This is a genomic window from Pseudomonas sp. Rh2 (assembly GCF_040762985.1).
Taxonomy (GTDB): Bacteria; Pseudomonadota; Gammaproteobacteria; order Pseudomonadales; family Pseudomonadaceae; genus Aquipseudomonas; species Aquipseudomonas taiwanensis.
The window spans coordinates 4451466-4469263 of record NZ_CP142890.1; the positions used below are offsets into that span (position 1 = coordinate 4451466).

Annotated in this window: 19 protein-coding genes; 8 read left to right on the plus strand and 11 right to left on the minus strand. The window is 63.2% G+C overall.

From position 1 onward, the window contains the following. Positions 1-281: 281 nt before the first annotated feature. Positions 282-752, plus strand: coding sequence for a DUF4265 domain-containing protein (locus tag VXM67_RS20280; protein ID WP_367237342.1), 471 nt, complete (start codon positions 282-284; stop codon positions 750-752). A 4-nt stretch (positions 753-756) separates the two neighbouring features. Here the strand turns inward: VXM67_RS20280 and VXM67_RS20285 are convergent, their stop codons facing one another. The 3 genes from VXM67_RS20285 to cysK form a co-directional block, all read right to left on the minus strand. After that, positions 757-1638 carry a DMT family transporter gene (locus VXM67_RS20285; protein ID WP_023381745.1) on the minus strand — a complete coding sequence of 294 codons (882 nt, stop codon included), beginning with the start codon at positions 1636-1638 and terminating at the stop codon, positions 757-759. Positions 1639-2053: 415 nt separating this feature from the next. Then, positions 2054-2989, minus strand: coding sequence for an aspartyl/asparaginyl beta-hydroxylase domain-containing protein (locus VXM67_RS20290; protein WP_023381746.1), 936 nt, complete (start codon positions 2987-2989; stop codon positions 2054-2056). Between the two features lie 161 nt (positions 2990-3150). After that, entirely contained in the window at positions 3151-4125 is a 975-nt protein-coding gene (gene cysK, locus VXM67_RS20295) for a cysteine synthase A (protein WP_027907426.1), read from the minus strand. 130 nt (positions 4126-4255) lie between these two features. Here cysK and VXM67_RS20300 point away from each other — a divergent pair, with 130 nt between their 5' ends. From VXM67_RS20300 to VXM67_RS20310, 3 genes are all read left to right on the plus strand, one after another. Then, positions 4256-5329, plus strand: coding sequence for a DUF748 domain-containing protein (locus VXM67_RS20300; protein ID WP_023381748.1), 1074 nt, complete (start codon positions 4256-4258; stop codon positions 5327-5329). 183 nt (positions 5330-5512) lie between these two features. Beyond that, positions 5513-6358, plus strand: coding sequence for a MoxR family ATPase (locus tag VXM67_RS20305; RefSeq protein ID WP_023381749.1), 846 nt, complete (start codon positions 5513-5515; stop codon positions 6356-6358). Between the two features lie 12 nt (positions 6359-6370). Beyond that, complete coding sequence (locus VXM67_RS20310; protein WP_023381750.1) at positions 6371-7549, plus strand: VWA domain-containing protein; 1179 nt, start codon at positions 6371-6373, stop codon at positions 7547-7549. Positions 7550-7606: 57 nt separating this feature from the next. Here VXM67_RS20310 and VXM67_RS20315 read toward each other — a convergent pair whose 3' ends face one another. Genes VXM67_RS20315 through VXM67_RS20330 form a run of 4 tightly spaced genes read right to left on the minus strand, consistent with a single transcriptional unit; the run spans position 7607 to position 11285 of the window. Continuing rightward, a complete protein-coding gene (locus VXM67_RS20315) occupies positions 7607-8524 on the minus strand; it encodes a biotin-dependent carboxyltransferase family protein (protein ID WP_023381751.1) in 918 nt (305 codons plus the stop codon). Beyond that, complete coding sequence (pxpB, locus tag VXM67_RS20320; RefSeq protein ID WP_023381752.1) at positions 8521-9216, minus strand: 5-oxoprolinase subunit PxpB; 696 nt, start codon at positions 9214-9216, stop codon at positions 8521-8523. The genes VXM67_RS20315 and pxpB overlap by 4 nt, the downstream gene beginning before the upstream one ends. Further along, the gene (locus VXM67_RS20325) at positions 9213-9992 is read right to left on the minus strand and encodes a 5-oxoprolinase subunit PxpA (protein WP_027907425.1); all 780 of its coding nucleotides are present in this window, start codon (positions 9990-9992) and stop codon (positions 9213-9215) included. The genes pxpB and VXM67_RS20325 overlap by 4 nt, the downstream gene beginning before the upstream one ends. A 9-nt stretch (positions 9993-10001) precedes the next feature. After that, a complete protein-coding gene (locus VXM67_RS20330; RefSeq protein ID WP_023381754.1) occupies positions 10002-11285 on the minus strand; it encodes an MFS transporter in 1284 nt (427 codons plus the stop codon). Between the two features lie 129 nt (positions 11286-11414). Between VXM67_RS20330 and VXM67_RS20335 the strand changes: the two genes are divergently transcribed. Beyond that, positions 11415-12326, plus strand: coding sequence for a LysR family transcriptional regulator (locus tag VXM67_RS20335; protein ID WP_023381755.1), 912 nt, complete (start codon positions 11415-11417; stop codon positions 12324-12326). A gap of 60 nt (positions 12327-12386) precedes the next feature. Here the strand turns inward: VXM67_RS20335 and VXM67_RS20340 are convergent, their stop codons facing one another. From VXM67_RS20340 to VXM67_RS20350, 3 genes are read right to left on the minus strand one after another with little or no spacing between them, the layout of a single operon-like run. Next, the gene (locus tag VXM67_RS20340; protein ID WP_023381756.1) at positions 12387-12908 is read right to left on the minus strand and encodes a DUF2937 family protein; all 522 of its coding nucleotides are present in this window, start codon (positions 12906-12908) and stop codon (positions 12387-12389) included. 9 nt (positions 12909-12917) lie between these two features. Continuing rightward, complete coding sequence (locus tag VXM67_RS20345; RefSeq protein ID WP_023381757.1) at positions 12918-13691, minus strand: class II glutamine amidotransferase; 774 nt, start codon at positions 13689-13691, stop codon at positions 12918-12920. Between the two features lie 14 nt (positions 13692-13705). Beyond that, positions 13706-14203, minus strand: coding sequence for a hypothetical protein (locus tag VXM67_RS20350; RefSeq protein ID WP_023381758.1), 498 nt, complete (start codon positions 14201-14203; stop codon positions 13706-13708). A 158-nt stretch (positions 14204-14361) separates the two neighbouring features. Here VXM67_RS20350 and VXM67_RS20355 point away from each other — a divergent pair, with 158 nt between their 5' ends. Beyond that, positions 14362-16404 (plus strand): S9 family peptidase, encoded by a 2043-nt coding sequence (locus VXM67_RS20355; protein WP_023381759.1) that lies wholly within the window; start codon positions 14362-14364, stop codon positions 16402-16404. Between the two features lie 117 nt (positions 16405-16521). Beyond that, positions 16522-16989 (plus strand): cyclic nucleotide-binding domain-containing protein, encoded by a 468-nt coding sequence (locus tag VXM67_RS20360; RefSeq protein WP_023381760.1) that lies wholly within the window; start codon positions 16522-16524, stop codon positions 16987-16989. Here VXM67_RS20360 and VXM67_RS20365 read toward each other — a convergent pair. Beyond that, the gene (locus VXM67_RS20365; protein WP_023381761.1) at positions 16986-17264 is read right to left on the minus strand and encodes a hypothetical protein; all 279 of its coding nucleotides are present in this window, start codon (positions 17262-17264) and stop codon (positions 16986-16988) included. The two genes, VXM67_RS20360 and VXM67_RS20365, sit on opposite strands and share 4 nt — an antisense overlap. Before the next feature lie 131 nt (positions 17265-17395). Here VXM67_RS20365 and VXM67_RS20370 point away from each other — a divergent pair, with 131 nt between their 5' ends. Next, positions 17396-17767 carry a YajD family HNH nuclease gene (locus VXM67_RS20370; protein WP_023381762.1) on the plus strand — a complete coding sequence of 124 codons (372 nt, stop codon included), beginning with the start codon at positions 17396-17398 and terminating at the stop codon, positions 17765-17767. Positions 17768-17798: the final 31 nt, after the last annotated feature.

Here is a 17798-nt window from a genome sequence, read left to right on the forward strand (position 1 = left end):
CGCATCGCGAGCGCCTACGTTTGTTTCGGGCCAATTATGCCTGCGCGAATTGCGCGCGACGTACACACAAGGCGGTCGCGCGCACCTGTCACAGGCGTTTTGGCCGAATACAAACGTAGGAGCGAGCGTAGCTCGCGATGCGCCGCGCGGGCGGCGCTCGGTTTCGAATACGCAACAAAACGCTCGGCATGCCCCAGGTGGCCCCTACCCAATCTCAATCGGTACAGACACCCAAGCCAAACCGCATTACGATAGGCAGCCCTCCCGACACGTAACGCCCCATGCCCCCCGAGCAAACCCCAGCCTACAAGATCGTGCTCTGGCGCCTGGAGCAGCATGCCCAAGGTTACCCACCCGCGTCGGTCGAAGGCCTCTGGGCAAAGCCCACCGTAGCTGGCTACAAGGTCGACAGCATTCCCTTCTATGCCTACGGCATCGCACCCGGCGACACCATCAGCATCCGTGAAGACGGCGAACAATGCTGGTTCGAAACCCTGCTGCACGGCGGCGGTGCTTCGGTGTTCCGCATCCTGGTAAAAGCCGCAGGCGACCTGGAACAAGTGCGCGCAGCGCTCGAGGATTTTGGCTGCCCCTGCGAAGTCGAAAAGGCGGTAAGGATGCTGGCCGTCGAAGTCCCGCCTGCACGTTCACTCGACACCGTGCTCTACTATCTGCTGACCCAGCGCGAAGCCGGCACCCTGGACTTCGAGGAAGGCGTGCTGCGCCACACCATCCCCGAAGAGTTCCGCTAAGCGCTTACGCCTCGGCCAAACGTGCCGCCGGCTTGCGGAACACGAACAGCAGACCGACCACGATCAGCCCCATGCCCAACAAGCTGAGCGGCGCCAGGCGGTTACCGAAGATCAGCAAGTCCATCACCGCCGTCACCGCAGGCACCAGGTAGAACAGGCTGGTGACGTTGACCAGGTTACCCCGCGCAATCAGCCGGTACAGCAGTAAGGTGGCCAGCAACGACACCACCAGCCCCATCCACAGCAGCGCGCCGATGAAGCCACTGCTCCATTGCACATGCAGCGGTTGCAGCGGTGCGAATAGCCCGCACAGGGCAAAACCGGCCAGGTACTGCAGCGGCAAGGTGCCCATGGGGTTGTCGGTGATGCGCTTTTGCAGGATCGAACCCAACGTCATGCTGGCCAGCGCCAGCAATGCGAACAGCATGCCGGCCAGCGATACCCCGCCCAGGTTGATGCCCTGAAACACCACCATCACCAACCCGCCAAGCCCCAGGCCCAGACCGAACAGCCGGCTCCAGGAACGCTGGCGTTCCATGATCACCACGGTGAGGATCGGTTGCACGCCCATCACCGTGGCCATCACCCCAGGGGTGACGTGGGTGTCGAGCGCCAGCAGGTAGAAGATCTGGTAGGCGCCCAGCAGCACGCAACCGGTGCCCAAGGCCCGCAGCACCGCCGCACGGCCTCGCGGCCAACGCAGTCCGAGCAACGGGCTGATCAGCAGCAGACCGGCCAAGGCCAGCGCCGAGCGCAGCAGGAGAAAGGCAAACGGGCTGGCATGGGCCAGACCGAGCTTGGAAACGATCGCACCGCTGCTCCACAGCAGGACGAACAGACTGGTCGTGGCCGCCGAGGCCACGGACGCTTTGGAAAAGACAGACATGTATGCCACCTGTAATCGGGCAAAAAAGCCGAACGGAGGGCGTGTGCTTCAGTGAGGGAAGTCGCCGACCGTGTTCAGTAGGTTGCGGGTGCGAAGGGAGACGGCCAGAAGCCGATCAGCCCAGCACGACCCCGCAGCGAGGCGGAGCTACGCCGCCTACGACGCCACTGACAGGTGGTGGGTAATGACTGATCATGACCGGCTGCTGACTGCCACGCACGCCCCTGCCCGCGACTGGCGCGATGGCAAAGCATGTGGTGGTAGGGATGGCAGGCATGAACAGGGTCTTCGAGGAAATAACTGCGAGGGACTATAGCGGTGGATTGTTCCTGCGACAAGCACTCGATGAGCGGTGGCAGCGGCCTTGTGTCGCGAAAGGGCCGCCACGCGGCCCCAGGGCGACCTTTCGCAACAATCAGAACAACCAGCGATACAGCAAGTAAGCCACCACCACTGCCAGCACTGGCCGCAGGATGCGGTAGGCCTTGGGGTTGGCGCGTTTGAACTGCTTCATGCGGGTGCTGATCTTGTTGCTGAAGCGCTTGCTCCAGGCGTACGCCTGGTTGATGCCGCCAACACGCTCGTCATCAGTGTTCTGCGGCGCGGTGGCACGCCCGAGGAAGGCGCTGACCTTACGGTTGATGCGGGTCATCAGCGAGCTGCTGAGCGGGCGCTCGATGTCGCAGAACAGGATCACGCGGGTGACGTCGGTTTCATTCTTGACCCAGTGCACGTAGGTCTCGTCGAACATCACGTCCTCACCGTCACGCCAGGCATACACCTGCCCGTCGACATAGATACGGCAGGCATCGGAGTTCGGCGTGGACAGCCCAAGGTGATAACGCAGGGAGCCGGCGAACGGGTCGCGGTGCGGGTTCAGGTGGCTGCCTCCGGGCAACAGCGCAAACATCGCGCCCTTGACGTTTGGAATGCTGCTGACCAGCTCGACGGTCCTGGGGCACAGTGCCTCGGCCGATGGCAGCGGCTTGTCGTACCACTTCAGGTAGAAGCGCTTCCAGCCTTTCTTGAAGAACGACCCGAAGCCAGCGTCGTTGTCCTTCTCGGCAGCGCGAATGTAGCCCTCGTCGAACAGGCGCATGGCCTCTTCGCGGATTTCCTGCCAGTTATCCTTGAGCACATCCAGCTCAGGAAAGCGTGTGCGGTCCAGGTAAGGCTTGGACGGCACTCCGGAGAACAGGTACATCAGCGCGTTGTAGGGGGCGAACAGTGCCGAATGGTTGACGAACTGGCGCAACACCGGGAGCCGAGCCTTGCCACGCAGGTGCACGAACAGCACGCTGCCGAAGAACACCAGCAGCACACCTGCCTTGGCGACGAAGGAAAAGGTCATGCAACACTCCTTGCTGAGCAGCAGGCCAGCGCTGCCTGATGCTGACGAAAATCATCCGGCCATCATAAACCGATCCCGCTCCGGTAAAAACAACCGGAACGGGATGGCTGTATTAAAGATTTTGTAATAAACCGGTTCGCCGAGTATTGCCCGGTGTCAGCTTACTGCTGGTTTTCCTGCTCGCTGAACATGTCGCTGAACAGCATGCTCGACAGGTAGCGTTCGCCGGAGTCGGGCAAAATCACCACGATGGTCTTGCCCTGCATCGCCGGCTTTTCGGCCAGGCGCACCGCCGCCGCCATGGCCGCGCCGCAGGAGATGCCGCAAAGAATGCCCTCTTCGCGCATCAGGCGGATGGCCATGGCCTTGGACTCTTCGTCGGTGACCGTCTCCACCTGGTCGACGATCGACAGGTCGAGGTTCTTCGGTACGAAGCCTGCGCCGATGCCCTGGATCTTGTGCGGGCTGGGCTTGAGCTCTTCGCCGGCCAGGGTCTGGCTGATCAGCGGCGAAGCCACCGGCTCCACGGCCACCGAGAGGATCGACTTGCCCTGGGTGTGCTTGATATAGCGCGATACACCGGTAATGGTGCCGCCGGTGCCAACGCCTGCGACCAGCACGTCGATGGCGCCGTCGGTGTCGTTCCAGATTTCCGGGCCGGTGGTCTTTTCGTGGATCGCCGGGTTGGCCGGGTTGTCGAACTGGCCGGGCAGGAAGTACTGAGCAGGGTCGCCAGCGACGATTTCATTGGCCTTCTCGATCGCCCCCTTCATGCCCTTGGCAGGCTCGGTGAGCACCAGTTCGGCACCAAGGGCCTTGAGCACCTTGCGTCGCTCCAGGCTCATGGACGCCGGCATGGTCAGGATCAGCTTGTAGCCTCGGGCCGCTGCAACGAAAGCCAGGCCGATACCGGTGTTACCCGAGGTGGGTTCGACGATGGTCATGCCCGGCTTGAGCTTGCCGCTGCTCTCGGCGTCCCAGACCATGTTCGCGCCAATCCGGCATTTCACCGAATAACCAGGGTTGCGCCCTTCGATCTTGGCCAGGATGGTCACCCCACGCGGGGCGATGCGGTTGATCTGCACCAGCGGCGTATTGCCGATGGAATGGGCGTTGTCTGCGTAGATACGGCTCATGGCAGTGTCCTTGAACATGAGATGCAGGGAAAGACTTCAAGGTTAAGCCTGCCCCGGTGGCCAGTAAAGCCTGTTCGAACTCCCCCGCCAGCCCCGTGGTCCACCCTTCAACCTGCCCAGGAGAGCCCCAATGACCGCTCGCTACCGTTGGCCGCTGGTCGGCCTGGCCAGCCTGCTCGTGCTGCTGGCGGCCCTGCACCTGGCACTGCCTTACCTGGTGCGCGACTACCTCAACGAAAAACTTGCCGATATGGGCGACTACCGCGGCCAGGTCAGCGATGTGGACCTTGCCTGGTGGCGAGGGGCCTACCAGATCAACGGCCTGAAGATCGTCAAGACCACCGGCAAGGTGCCAGTGCCCCTGCTCGACGCCCCCCTGATCGACCTCTCGGTGAGCTGGCGTTCGCTGTGGTATGACCGGGCAGTCGTCGCTGAGGTCACCTTCGTGCGCCCCGAGCTTAACTTCGTCGATGGTGGCAACAAACAGTCCTCGCAGACCGGCCAGGGTACCGACTGGCGTCAACAGCTGGAAAAGCTGCTGCCCATCACCCTCAATGAGGTACGTATCGAAGACGCCACCCTGAACTTTCATAACTTCAACTCCAGACCGCCGGTCGACCTCAAGGCCACCCAGCTCAACGCCAAGGTGCTCAACCTGACCAACGTACGCAACGAAAAAGGCCGTCGTGACGCCCGTTTCGACGGCAGCGCTCGCTTGCTGGGCGATGCGCGGGTAGAAAGCCGCGCGACCTTCGACCCGTTCAGCGACTTCGACAACTTCGAATTCCGCCTGCGTGCCACCGGCATCGAACTGCGCCGACTGAACGACTTTGCCAGTGCCTACGGCAAGTTCGACTTCAATGCCGGCCATGGCGACCTGGTGATCGAAGCCCAGGCCAGCGACGGCAGGCTAAGCGGCTACATCAAGCCGCTGCTGCGCGATGTCGATGTGTTCGACTGGCAGCAGGATGTCGAGAACAAGAACAAAGGCTGGTTCCGCTCGATCTGGGAGGTGCTGGTCGGTGCCAGCGAAACCGTGCTGAAAAACCAGCCCAAGAACCAGTTCGCCACCCGCGTGGAACTCAGTGGCAGCGTACACAAGCAGGATGTCAGCGCCTTCGAGGCCTTCCTGCAGATACTGCGCAATGGCTTCATCGAAGCATTCAATGCACGTTATGAGCAGCCTTCTCCTGATTCCGACTGAATATTAGCGCGACGCACCATTCAGAGACTGAATGCCCGGTCTGCGTTTCCAGCTGCCTGGGCGCGGGTTATAGTCGCTGGCAAATGACAAACCTGTGTTGTCCGTTTCGGCCCTGTCGCCGACAACCCGGCTCCCTCCGGTACGCCGCGAGGGCCAGTACGGACACCCACCGAGGAGCGGTTCATGAAGTTCGAAGGTACCCGTGAATACGTCGCCACAGACGATCTGAAACTGGCAGTCAACGCAGCGATCACCCTGGAGCGCCCGTTGCTGGTCAAGGGTGAGCCGGGTACCGGCAAGACCATGCTCGCCGAACAACTCGCCGCCTCCTTCGGCGCCCGTTTGATCACCTGGCACATCAAATCCACCACCAAGGCCCACCAGGGCTTGTACGAGTACGATGCGGTCAGTCGCCTGCGCGATTCGCAGCTGGGCGTGGACAAGGTCCACGACGTGCGCAACTACCTGAAAAAGGGCAAGCTGTGGGAGGCGTTCGAGGCTGACGAGCGGGTGATCCTGCTGATCGACGAAATCGACAAGGCCGACATCGAGTTCCCCAACGACCTGCTGCAAGAGCTCGACAAGATGGAGTTCTACGTCTACGAAATCGACGAGACCATCAAGGCCAAGCAGCGCCCGATCATCATCATTACCTCCAACAACGAAAAAGAGCTGCCCGACGCCTTCCTGCGCCGCTGCTTCTTCCACTACATCGCCTTCCCCGATCGCGACACGCTGCAGCAGATCGTCGACGTGCACTTCCCGAACATCAAGCAATCGCTGGTCAGTGAAGCGCTGGACGTGTTCTTCGATGTGCGCAAGGTACCGGGCCTGAAGAAGAAGCCGTCTACCTCCGAGCTGGTCGACTGGCTGAAACTGCTGATGGCCGACAACATCGGCGAAGCGGTGCTGCGCGAGCGCGACCCGACCAAGGCCATCCCGCCGCTGGCCGGGGCATTGGTGAAGAATGAACAGGATGTGCAACTGCTGGAGCGCCTGGCCTTCATGAGCCGACGCGGCAACCGCTGACAGGAGCCGGCCATGCTGCTCAACCTGTTCAATGAAATGCGCGCGGCCAAGGTACCGGTGTCGGTGCGCGAGTTGCTCGACCTGCTCAATGCCCTGCAAAAGCGTGTGGTGTTCGCCGACATGGACGAATTCTACTACTTGGCACGGGCCATCCTGGTCAAGGACGAGCGTCATTTCGATAAGTTCGACCGGGCGTTCTCGGCCTACTTCAAGGGCCTGGAAAACCTCGACCGACACCTTGAGGCGCTGATCCCCGAGGACTGGCTGCGCAAGGAGTTCGAACGCTCGCTCAGCGATGAGGAAAGGGCGCAGATTCAGTCCCTGGGCGGCCTGGACAAGCTGATCGAGGAATTCAAGAAGCGCCTCGAAGAACAGAAGGAACGCCACGCCGGCGGCAACAAGTGGATCGGCACCGGCGGCACAAGCCCGTTCGGCTCGGGCGGGTTCAACCCCGAAGGCATTCGCGTGGGCGAGGCCGGCAAGCGCCAGGGCAAGGCGGTCAAGGTCTGGGACCAGCGCGAGTACAAGAATCTAGACGACCAGGTCGAACTCGGCACCCGCAATATCAAGCTGGCCCTGCGCCGCCTGCGCAAGTTCGCTCGCGAAGGCGCCGCCGAAGAGCTTGATATCGACGGCACCATCGACCACACCGCCCGCGATGCCGGGCTGCTGAACATCCAGATGCGCCCCGAGCGGCGCAATACGGTCAAGCTGTTGTTGCTGTTCGACATCGGCGGTTCGATGGACGCCCACGTCAAGGTGTGCGAAGAACTGTTCTCGGCCTGCAAGACCGAGTTCAAGCACCTGGAGTATTACTACTTCCACAACTTCGTGTACGAGTCGGTGTGGAAGAACAACCTGCGCCGCACCTCGGAGCGCTTCTCCACTTTCGACCTGCTGCACAAGTACGGCGATGACTACAAGGTCGTGTTCGTCGGGGATGCGGCGATGGCACCTTACGAAATCACCCAGCCCGGTGGCAGCGTCGAGCACTGGAACGAAGAAGCCGGGTATGTGTGGATGCAGCGCTTCATGGAGAAATTCAAGAAGATCATCTGGATCAACCCCTATCCTAAGCAAGCCTGGGACTACACGGCTTCGACGCATCTGGTACGGGATCTGATCGAGGACAAGATGTACCCGCTGACCTTGCAGGGGTTGGAGGATGGCATGCGGTATCTGTCGAAGTAGGCTCGGTCGATAGCGGCCCTGTCGCCACGGGTCGTCGGGGCGACAGGGCCTTTGGCGTTACCCCCAACGGCGCAGGTAAGCCTGCTGCTCCCGCCAGGCATCCTCCTGAAGCACTGCCCTGAACCGCACCGTCGCCCCCGGCATGCACTGGGCCAATCGCGCCAGTGCCAGCGGCGTCAATGCCCCCAGTCGTGGATACCCACCAATGGTCTGACGGTCATTGAGCAGCACGATCGGCTGCCCATCCGGTGGCACCTGCACGGCTCCCAGGGGGATACCCTCGGAAATCATCGGCGCGCCCTGGTAGACCAATTGCGGTCCCAACAGGCGAATCCCCATGCGATCGGCGCGGCTGTCCAGCGTCCAGTCCGAATTGAACGCCTCGAACAGACTGGTGCCGCTGAAATCCCCGATCTGCGCGCCCATCACCAGGTCCAGAACAGGCTTTGCGCCATAGCCTGGACGCAGCGTTTCGGGCACCTCACTCAAGGCCGATGCGCTGCCTTCGAACGTCAGCACCTGCCCCTTGCTCAAAGGCGCCCCGCAACCATCGACGCCGCCCAATGCTTCACGCACGACCGTGGCGCAGCTACCCAGGACAGCTTCGGCATCGACCCCACCGGGCACCGCCAGGTAGGCTCGAACGCCCTGTTTAGGCTGCCTGAGTGTCAGCCGCTGCCCTTTGGCCAGCGTGAACGCGCGCCAAGGCGATAAAGGTTGATCGTCAAGCCGCGCATCCAGGTCAGCGCCGGCCAGGGCCAGCACGCAATCCTGCTCGGCCAGGACGGTAAAACCGCCCAGCGCCACTTCGATTACCGGCGCGCCCAATGGATTACCCAGCAGCCAGTTGGCCCAGTACATCGCCACCCAATCCAACGCCCCGCCCTGGGTCACCCCCAGATGCCGGACGCCAAAGCGCCCTGCGTCCTGCACCTGGCACAGCGCGGTGCTGGTTTCGATCCTCAACTGCTTCATGCCTGTGCCTCCAGCGGGCTGTCATCGCCACCCAACGCCAGGAACCGGGCATGGGTGACCGCCACGAAGCGCACCCGGTCACCCGGTTGCAGCAAGCTGTAGCCCTCGCGTTGTCGGTCGAACAAACGAACCGGGGTGCGCCCGATCAAGTTCCAGCCCCCTGGCGATACTGCCGGGTAGGCCGCGGTCTGACGCTCGGCAATACCGACGCTGCCCGCCGCCACGCGTTTGCGCGGAGTGCTCAGGCGTGGCGAGGCCAAGCGCTCGTCCACCAGCCCCATGAAGCCGAAACCGGGGGCGAAGCCCAAGGCGAAAACCGGGTATTCGCGCTCACTGTGCAAACGGATCACCTCGTCCTCGGACAAGCCGCTGCGGGCGGCCAGCACCGGCAGTTCAGGGCCGACACTGGCGTGGTACCACACCGGAATCTCATGCCGATACCCGCTGTTGCCTGTATCTGGCTGCACACCTTCCAGCGCGTGTACGATCAACCTCCTCGCCTCTGCCGGCGCCAGGTCGCACTGCACCATCAACGTGGTATAGGACGGCACCAGATCCACCAGGCGCTCTCCGAAGGCCGCCCGAAGCCGCTGGCTGGCCGCCAGGATCCACGGCATGTTGGCTTCGTCGATGGCGTCGAACAGGCGCACCATCAGGCTGTCGATGGCCACGACCTCGATACGCACCTTCATGCGCGCTCCAGCGCATCGAGGGCTTGGCGAATCTGGCGCACGGCGGCCACGGAGCTGTCGTTGTCGCCGTGCACGCAGAGGGTGCTGGCGTTCAGGCGCAGCGCGCTGCCATCGCTGGCGACCAGGGCCTCGCCATGGGCCAGGTGCAGGGCCTGTTCGACCACCAGCGCCGGGTCGTGGTGAACAGCGCCCGGCAAGCGGCGGGAGACCAGATGCCCACTGGCGGTGTAGGCGCGGTCAGCGAACGCCTCGAACCACAGCGGCACGCCAATTTCATCACCCAGCGCCTGGGCCGCGCTGTCGTCGGCGGTGGCCATCAGCATCACTGGCAAACCGGCGTCATAGGCCGCCACGGCTTCGAGTACGGTGCGCAGCTTGATTGGGTCGGCCATCATGTCGTTGTACAGCGCACCATGGGGCTTCACGTAAGCCACCCGGCCGCCAAGCACCCTGCAGATGCCGTCCAGCGCACCGATCTGGTAATGCAACAGATCGCGGATTTCCTCGTTGCTGCAGGCCATCGACCGGCGACCGAAGCCAACCAGGTCTGGATAGGCCGGATGGGCACCGATGGTCACTCCGTGATCCAGCGCCATGGCCACGGTACGGCGCATGATGCTCGGGTCACCGGCATGGTAACCACAGGCAATGTTGGCGCAGTCGATGTAAGGCATGACGTCAGCGTCCAGGCCCATGCGCCAGTTGCCGAAACTCTCACCCATGTCGCAATTGAGTAGCAGGCGTTTCACCTTGCGTGCTCCCGTGTCGATGTTCATATGCCTACCTTAACGTGCCTGAAGCTGTTTGCCGCGGGTTTCCGGCAGGCTCAGCGCCGCCAGGATCACCACGCCGTACGAAACTGCGGAAAACACGCCAATGCCCAGCCCCAAGGGCACCTTCTGGCCGAGCAGCCCGATCATCAACGGGAACAGCGCGGCGATCACCTTGCCGATGTTGTAGCAAAAACCCTGCCCCGATCCCCGGATACGCGTGGGGAACAGTTCGGTCAGGAACGCCCCCATGCCGCTGAAGATGCCCGAGGCGAAGAAGCCCAGTGGGAAGCCCAACCACAACATCACGCCATCGCTGACCGGCATCTGCGTGTACAGCAGCACGATGACGAACGAACCCACGGCGAACAGGATGAAGTTCTTCTTGCGCCCCAGCAGATCGGACAGGTATGCACTGACCACATAGCCCACGTACGAGCCAACGATCACCATGGCCAGGTAACCGCCCGTGCCCAGCACGCTCAGGCCGCGCTCGTTCTTGAGGAACGTCGGCAGCCAGGAGGTAATGGCGTAGTAGCCGCCCAGGGCGCCAGTGGTCAGCAGGGAGGCTCGCACGGTGGTCCAGAGCATGCCGGGGGCGAAGATCTCGTAGAAATGCGCAGGCGCCTCGGCCTTTTCCACCGCCTTGGCCGCACGATAGACCTCCGGGTCCTTGACCAGACGACGGACGAAGATCACGAACACCGCCGGCACCAGCCCCAGCAGGAACAACGCCCGCCAGGCTTGCTCCGCCGGCAGCCAGGAGAACAGCAGCGCGTACAAAATCGCCGTGAGCCCCCAGCCGATGGCCCAGCCGGATTGCACCATGCCCACCGCCTTGCCACGGTCCTGGGCGCGGATCACTTCGCCGATCAGCACCGCGCCAGCGGTCCACTCGCCACCGAAACCGAAGCCCATCAAGGTACGGGCAATCAGCAACTGCTCGTAGTTCTGGGCGAAGCCGCACAGGAAGGTGAAGAAGGCGAACCACAGCACCGTCAGTTGCAAGGTGCGCACGCGACCGATGCGGTCGGAGAGAATACCGGCGATCCACCCGCCAATGGCTGAGGCGATCAGGGTGCTGGTATGAATCAGTCCGGCCTCGGTGGTGCTGATGCCCCACATCAGGATCAGCGTGGGAATGACGAAGCTGAGCATCTGCGTGTCCATGCCATCCAGGCCATAGCCGATCTTGCAGCTCCAGAAGGTGCGTCGTTGCTGTTTGTCGATGTCGCGATACCAGGCCAATGGCCCGGTCGAGCTGGGGGAAGACATCTGTTGCACGCCGGATGGGTTCATGCTTGCCTCGGCTTGTTGGTATTGTTTTATGGACGACGTCTGGCGTCGCGGCCTGTCACCATTGTTCAGAGGCCGTGCGGCTTGAGTCCAACGAGAAAAACCGCCGGTCTGGAACAAGAAAAACTGATCATGAACCTCCGTTTCCTCGAAACCTTCGTCTGGGTCGCGCGGCTCAAGAGCTTCCGCCTCACCGCGGACAAGCTGTTCACCACCCAGGCCTCGGTCTCCAGCCGTATCGCCGCGCTGGAGGCGGACCTTGGGGTTAAGCTGCTGCTGCGCGACTCGCGGGGCGTCAGCCTCACACCGGAAGGCAGCAAGGTGCTGGAGTACGCCGAGCACATGCTCGATACCGCCAAAGCGATGAAACAGTCGCTGGACAGCGACCGGACCAAGGTCGGACGCATTCGCATCGGGGTGATGGACACGGTGATCCACACCTGGATGAGCGCGCTGGTGGCCGAGCTGACCGAGCGCTATCCGCACGTGGAAATCGAACTGGTGGCCGACACCGCGCTGAACCTGCGCGAACAGCTGCAAAAGGGCTTTCTCGACGTGATTCTGCAGACCGACCTGCTGCGCGAGCAGTCGATTCGCAGCCTGGACCTGGCCCGTTACCCGATGGGCTGGGTGGTGGCCACAGGCTCCAGCCACCACCGCGAATACGCCTCGCTCGCCGAACTGGGACGCGAACGGATCGTCACGTTTTCCAGAAATTCGCGGCCACATCAGGAAGTGCTCAGCCTCCTCCAGGGCGCGGGGTGCGAGATGCCCCGGTTGAACTGCGTGAACTCGGTGGCGGCGATTACCCGGCTATTGCGTGACGGCTTTGGTATTGGTGCGCTGCCGCCTGCGCTGGTGGATGCGGAACTGAGTCGCGGCGAGCTGGTGTTGATCGAAGGCCTGCAACCGCCGCCGAGCCTGGAACTGGTGGTGGCGTGGCAGACCGGGGTGGCCTTGGTCGACGAAGTGGTCAGGGTGTGCAGGCAAGTGCTGGAGGGCTATGCGCGGGATGTCGGCGGCCAGCGGATCGTGCTGGTCTGACGGTCTTGTCGCCCAGGACGCCCCTGTAGCGGGTGCGTTGCAGGCGCTGGCGACAATCGACTAGCGCCAGCTCTCTTTGACTGCCTTGCGCCGTCCACCCAGAATCACCCAGCCAAGCAGCACCAGCAGGCTCTCGACGGCAAACGCCAGCACGAATCCAGTGCCGATCCCCCAGCCAATCGCTTCAGGCACCAGCAGAAGCTGGTAGCTGTAGCCCTTGAGCGTCTCCTCGCGCAGTTGTGGCTCTGGCTGCACCAGCACATGCCAGGTGCGGCTCACCCACGAGCCTTGCAACGCCTGCCATTCATCCTCGAGCAACTGGTTGCGAATCAACAGGCTCTCGATGCTGTTGGCATCGCTGTTGAACACCGGGTCGTCGCTGCCGCGATAGTGCTTGAGCAATGCCTGCAGGTCACCGTTGAAGAACCGCTCGGCCGTCTGCTTGAAACCGTCGAGTGCCTGGCGCGACTCGAACAGGTGCGCCTCGACCCGCTGGGTGTAGTCCTTGACCAGCCCCGGAACCTGGATACCGGCCAGCAGGCCGAACGTGAACAGCAGCAACCGCAGATAACTTCTGAACATGCAGCGTCCTTAGCTCTGGCCGTGGGAAACGCACTCTCCGTGCCGCCACAACGCCCACTGGCCCGGCTCGTAGCGGTTCCAGGTTTCGTTTTCGGTGAGCGCTTCGGTGGCGATCACCGTGACCACGTCGTTGGGGGTGGTTTCGGTGTGAAAATCGACGATCAGGTCGACATCCTTCAAACGCGCGGCACCGAATGGCGCGCGACGGGTAATGTGTACCAGCTTGGTCGAACAGAAGCAGAACAGCCAGTCGCCGTCGCTGAGCAGGCAATTGAACACGCCCTTGCCACGGTAACCGGCACAGGCCTCCACCAGCACCGGCAGCAACTGCTCCACCTCCACAGGCTCGGGGAAAGCCGCACGGATGCGGTTGAGCAGGTCGCAGAAGGCCGCTTCGCTGTCGGTGTCGCCCACGGGCCGGTAGAACGTCGCCTCGCCCTTGAAGTCGCCCAGCTGGCCGTTGTGTGCGAAGCACCAGTTGCGCCCCCACATTTCACGGACGAACGGATGGGTGTTGGACAGGCAGACCCGGCCGACGTTGGCCTGGCGGATGTGGCCGATGACCACTTCGCTCTTGATCGGGTAGCGCTGCACCAGGTTGGCGACTTCCGATTCGCTACTCGCCGCCGGGTCCTGGAACAGCCGCAGGCCACGGCCTTCGTAAAACCCGATGCCCCAGCCATCACGGTGCGGGCCGGTACGCCCGCCCCGTTGCATCAGGCCGGTAAAGCTGAAGACGATGTCGGTAGGGACGTTGGCACTCATGCCCAGCAGTTCACACATGCTCGTCGCTCCGTTTACAAGCGCGGTTCTACCCGGCCACGGCCGGTCATCGGCGTTGGCGCCGGGTCGTCGCGGTAGCGGTCGCGGCGGTCGGCACCGAAGGCGGACTCGGACGCGACCTGCTCATCCTCGGCTGCCTGACGCTTGGCGGTAGCCTCGGCATTCGCACGGCGCTCGCGGGCGCGTTTTTCCAGCGGCCAGCGGACCAGCACGAACAGTGCATACAGCGCGAAGGCGATCATGCCGTACAGAGCGAAATCGGAGACCGCGCGCCAGGCGTTGTTGCCCACCTTGAAGGCAACGTCCAGGGTGGTGATGGCGATGGCCGGGGCGAAGCTTTCCTTGACCGGGTCTACGATGGTTGGGGTCAGCAGCAGCACCGCCAGGATCACCCGCAGCGGTTCACGCAGCCAGCGCCACATCCAGCCGGTGAGTTTGAAGCCCACCAGCAGGCAGCCCAGGGCGGCAAGGGCGTAGAGGCCCCAGGCGAGGGTATAGTCGTTCTCGGTCATGGTGATCGTGCAAGCCAGGCAAAGAGATGCCTATGATAAACACTTTTCAGGGCGCAGGCGCCCCCCGGCGACAGCGCTAGCCTGTTAGGGCCTCTTCGCGGGTTTCCCCGCGAGGGGGCAGGTACGCGCACCGACAGCCCCCAGCCAAGAGATCCCCGATGCCCAGCAAACCTCAGCCCCCCATCGCCCGCCAAGACTCGGCAACCGACCCCTACGCCTGGCTGCAACAACGCGACACCCCTGAAGTACTGGCCTACCTGCAAGCGGAAAACACCTACCAGCAAGCCTGCCTGGCCGACCAGGCGCCCTTGCGCGAGCAGCTGTTCGAGGAGATCAGGGGCCGTATCCAGGAAACCGACCTGTCGCTGCCCTCGCCCTGGGGCCCGTACCTTTACTACACCCGCACCACGGCGGGCGACGAATACCCCAGGCACTATCGCTGCCCGCGCCCGGCGGACGACGCCAACACCGTCGATGAAAGCCGCGAGCAGCTGCTGCTGGACCCCAACGCCCTGGCCAATGGCGGCTTCCTGTCGCTGGGCGCGTTCAACGTCAGCCCCGACCACCGCTTGCTGGCCTACAGCCTGGATACCAGCGGCGACGAAATCTACACGCTGTACGTCAAGGACCTGGCCGACGAGAGCGTCACCACCCTGCCCTTCGACGACTGTGACGGCAGCATGACCTGGGCCAACGACAGCCAAACGCTGTTCTTCGCCGAGCTGGACGACACCCACCGCCCGTGGCGCCTGCGCCGCCACACCCTCGGCGAGGCCTCGGCAGCGACGGTGTTCGAAGAGACCGATGGCCGCTTCTTCCTGCACTGCTACCGCTCCAGCTCCGAGCAGCAGCTGGTGCTGCTGCTCAACAGCAAGACCACCAGCGAGGCTTGGGTGCTCGACGCTAGCACCCCGCAAGCCGAATTCACCTGCCTGGCACCGCGCCAGGAAGACCACGAGTACTTCCCGGACCACGGCCAGCTTGACGGTGAGTGGCGCTGGTTCATCCGCACCAACCAGGATGGCATCAACTTTGCCCTGTACCACGCACCGGCCAGCCAGGTACCAACCCGCCAGCAATGGCAGGTGCTGGTACCGCATCGCGATGAAATCATGCTCGAAGGCCTGAGCCTGAACGCCAGCGCCCTGAGCCTGAGCCTGCGCGAAGGCGGCTTGCCGATCATCGAGGTTCGTCCACAGGGCCTGCAGCCGTACCGTGTCGAATTGCCCGATGCGGCCTACAGCCTGTATGTGCAGGACAGCCTGGAGTTTTCCAGCCCCCGCATTCGCCTGCGCTACGAGGCCCTCAACCGCCCGGCCCAGGTACGCCAGCTGGAACTGGCCAGCGGTGCCCAGCAAGTGCTCAAGCAAACCCCGGTGCTAGGGCCATTCGACGCCGACGACTACGTGAGCGAACGCTTGTGGGCTATCGCCCAGGACGGCACCCGTGTGCCGATCAGCCTGGTGCGCCGGCGTACGGATGCCGGCAAGGTCGTGCCACTGTACCTGTACGGCTACGGCGCCTATGGCGAGAGCCTCGACCCATGGTTCTCCCATGCCCGCCTGAGCCTGCTGGAGCGCGGCGTAGCCTTCGCCATCGCCCACGTCAGGGGCGGCGGCGAGCTGGGTGAGGCTTGGTACCGCGCGGGCAAGCAGGAGCACAAGCAGAATACCTTCAACGACTTCATCGCCTGCGCCGAGCACTTGATCGCCGAAGGCGTGACCTGTGCCGATCGCCTGGCCATCAGCGGCGGCAGCGCTGGTGGGTTACTGATCGGCGCCGTGCTCAACCTGCGCCCGGAGCTGTTCCGCTGCGCCATAGCCGAAGTGCCGTTCGTCGACGTTCTCAATACCATGCTCGACCCCGACCTGCCGCTGACCGTCACCGAGTACGACGAATGGGGTAACCCGCAAGCGCCAGAGGTGTATGAGCGGATCAAGGCCTACGCCCCCTACGAAAACGTGAAGGCCCAGGCCTATCCGGCCATGCTGGTGGTCGCCGGCTACAATGACAGCCGCGTTCAGTACTGGGAGGCCGCCAAGTGGGTGGCACGCCTGCGCACGCGCAAGACCGACGACAACCTGCTGCTGCTCAAGACCGAAATGGGCGCCGGGCACGGCGGCATGAGCGGTCGGTACCAAGGGCTCAAGGACGTGGCCTTGGAGTACGCGTTCGTGTTGAATGAGCTGGGCGTGGCGTAAATCGCGTTTTTTGTTGTCATACCCAGCGCAGCGCACCTGAAGGTCCTAACGCCGGCAATCCGGCTCCAGAAGGTGTGCCCCACGCTCTCGGACAACAGCCGCGAAGAAGAACGACACATGCCCGACCAAACCCTTCTGAACACCGAAATCCGCGACATGCTCATGGACTGCGGCCAGTTCGACAACCTGCAGCTCAGCGACTTCCAGGCCGCCGCTGGTTATTTCAGCCTGACCGAAATCCGTGAGGGCCATACCATCTTCAACGAAGGCGACGCCGGTACCTTCATGTGCATCCTGCACCAGGGCGTGGTCTCGGTGCGCAAGACAGACAGCACGGGTGCCCAGGTCGAAATCGCCACCCTGCGCAAGGGCCGCGCCTTCGGTGAAATGGCCGTACTCGACGGCGAACGGCGCTCGGCCAGCTGCATCGCCGCCAGCGACTGCCTGCTGTTGACCCTGGGCAAGGACTCGCTGGAAAAGATGCTCAATGAGGCACCCCGTATCGCCGCACGGATCATCCGCGCGCTGGCCGTGACCCTTTCGAAACGCCTGCGCATGCAGGATGGCCAACGCCTGGCACTTTAATCGTCGTCAGGCGGTGGTTTCACCGGTTCAGGGCGCAACCCAGGCAAAGGCTGGTCCTTGGGCGGTCCAGGCACCGGCATCGGTGGCAACAGCGGGCCACCTGGCTGGCTGTCATTCGCCTTGGGCGGCGTGCTCGGGGTGATTTGCGGGTAAGGCGTTGGCGTCGGCGTGCCAGGCGCTCCAGGCACGGGTGTGTTGATCCGCGGTGGCGTACCCGCGGCTTCGACTGTTGGCACCACGGCGAGCAGCAGCGCGGTGAGGATCGCACGGACCATCTGCAACCTCCTGTCGGGACCAATCTACAGGCTACGCCTTCCTGGCACTTTTTGCCTGTCCGAGGGCCCCGCAAGCGCGCTAGACTCAAGAGTAGAACCGTCATTTGCCTGATCAAGACAAAGGAAACACCATGAGTTCGGCCTCCACTTCCGCCGCCACCGCCCGCCTCGACCGCATCCTGGCCGACGCCAAGCGCGACAAAGAAATGGGCTACCGCGACAAAGCCCTGAAAATGTACCCGCATGTGTGTGGCCGCTGCGCCCGTGAGTTCTCCGGCAAGCGCCTGAGCGAACTGACCGTGCACCACCGCGACCACAACCACGACAACAACCCCCAGGATGGTTCGAACTGGGAGCTGCTGTGCCTGTACTGCCACGACAACGAGCACTCGCGCTACACCGACCAGCAGTATTTCAGCGAAGGGTCGACCAGCACGCCAAGCATCGCCAAGGCCACCCACAACCCATTCGCTGGGTTGGCGGGCATGCTCAAGAAAGACTGAACGTCGTTTCGCCCCCCACTGCCGCCGGGTA

What these genes read in the sequence shown, in the direction of transcription:
- VXM67_RS20360 (WP_023381760.1), top strand. Translation starts at nt 16,522, where the DNA reads ATGCCCGACCAAACCCTTCTGAACACCGAAATCCGCGACATGCTCATG.
- VXM67_RS20325 (WP_027907425.1), bottom strand. Translation starts at nt 9,992, where the DNA reads ATGAACATCGACACGGGAGCACGCAAGGTGAAACGCCTGCTACTCAAT.
- VXM67_RS20335 (WP_023381755.1), top strand. Translation starts at nt 11,415, where the DNA reads ATGAACCTCCGTTTCCTCGAAACCTTCGTCTGGGTCGCGCGGCTCAAG.
- VXM67_RS20355 (WP_023381759.1), top strand. Translation starts at nt 14,362, where the DNA reads ATGCCCAGCAAACCTCAGCCCCCCATCGCCCGCCAAGACTCGGCAACC.
- VXM67_RS20345 (WP_023381757.1), bottom strand. Translation starts at nt 13,691, where the DNA reads ATGTGTGAACTGCTGGGCATGAGTGCCAACGTCCCTACCGACATCGTC.
- VXM67_RS20285 (WP_023381745.1), bottom strand. Translation starts at nt 1,638, where the DNA reads ATGTCTGTCTTTTCCAAAGCGTCCGTGGCCTCGGCGGCCACGACCAGT.
- VXM67_RS20280 (WP_367237342.1), top strand. Translation starts at nt 282, where the DNA reads ATGCCCCCCGAGCAAACCCCAGCCTACAAGATCGTGCTCTGGCGCCTG.
- pxpB (WP_023381752.1), bottom strand. Translation starts at nt 9,216, where the DNA reads ATGAAGGTGCGTATCGAGGTCGTGGCCATCGACAGCCTGATGGTGCGC.
- VXM67_RS20315 (WP_023381751.1), bottom strand. Translation starts at nt 8,524, where the DNA reads ATGAAGCAGTTGAGGATCGAAACCAGCACCGCGCTGTGCCAGGTGCAG.
- VXM67_RS20310 (WP_023381750.1), top strand. Translation starts at nt 6,371, where the DNA reads ATGCTGCTCAACCTGTTCAATGAAATGCGCGCGGCCAAGGTACCGGTG.
- VXM67_RS20350 (WP_023381758.1), bottom strand. Translation starts at nt 14,203, where the DNA reads ATGACCGAGAACGACTATACCCTCGCCTGGGGCCTCTACGCCCTTGCC.
- VXM67_RS20330 (WP_023381754.1), bottom strand. Translation starts at nt 11,285, where the DNA reads ATGAACCCATCCGGCGTGCAACAGATGTCTTCCCCCAGCTCGACCGGG.
- VXM67_RS20340 (WP_023381756.1), bottom strand. Translation starts at nt 12,908, where the DNA reads ATGTTCAGAAGTTATCTGCGGTTGCTGCTGTTCACGTTCGGCCTGCTG.
- VXM67_RS20300 (WP_023381748.1), top strand. Translation starts at nt 4,256, where the DNA reads ATGACCGCTCGCTACCGTTGGCCGCTGGTCGGCCTGGCCAGCCTGCTC.
- VXM67_RS20365 (WP_023381761.1), bottom strand. Translation starts at nt 17,264, where the DNA reads ATGGTCCGTGCGATCCTCACCGCGCTGCTGCTCGCCGTGGTGCCAACA.
- VXM67_RS20305 (WP_023381749.1), top strand. Translation starts at nt 5,513, where the DNA reads ATGAAGTTCGAAGGTACCCGTGAATACGTCGCCACAGACGATCTGAAA.
- VXM67_RS20290 (WP_023381746.1), bottom strand. Translation starts at nt 2,989, where the DNA reads ATGACCTTTTCCTTCGTCGCCAAGGCAGGTGTGCTGCTGGTGTTCTTC.
- VXM67_RS20370 (WP_023381762.1), top strand. Translation starts at nt 17,396, where the DNA reads ATGAGTTCGGCCTCCACTTCCGCCGCCACCGCCCGCCTCGACCGCATC.
- cysK (WP_027907426.1), bottom strand. Translation starts at nt 4,125, where the DNA reads ATGAGCCGTATCTACGCAGACAACGCCCATTCCATCGGCAATACGCCG.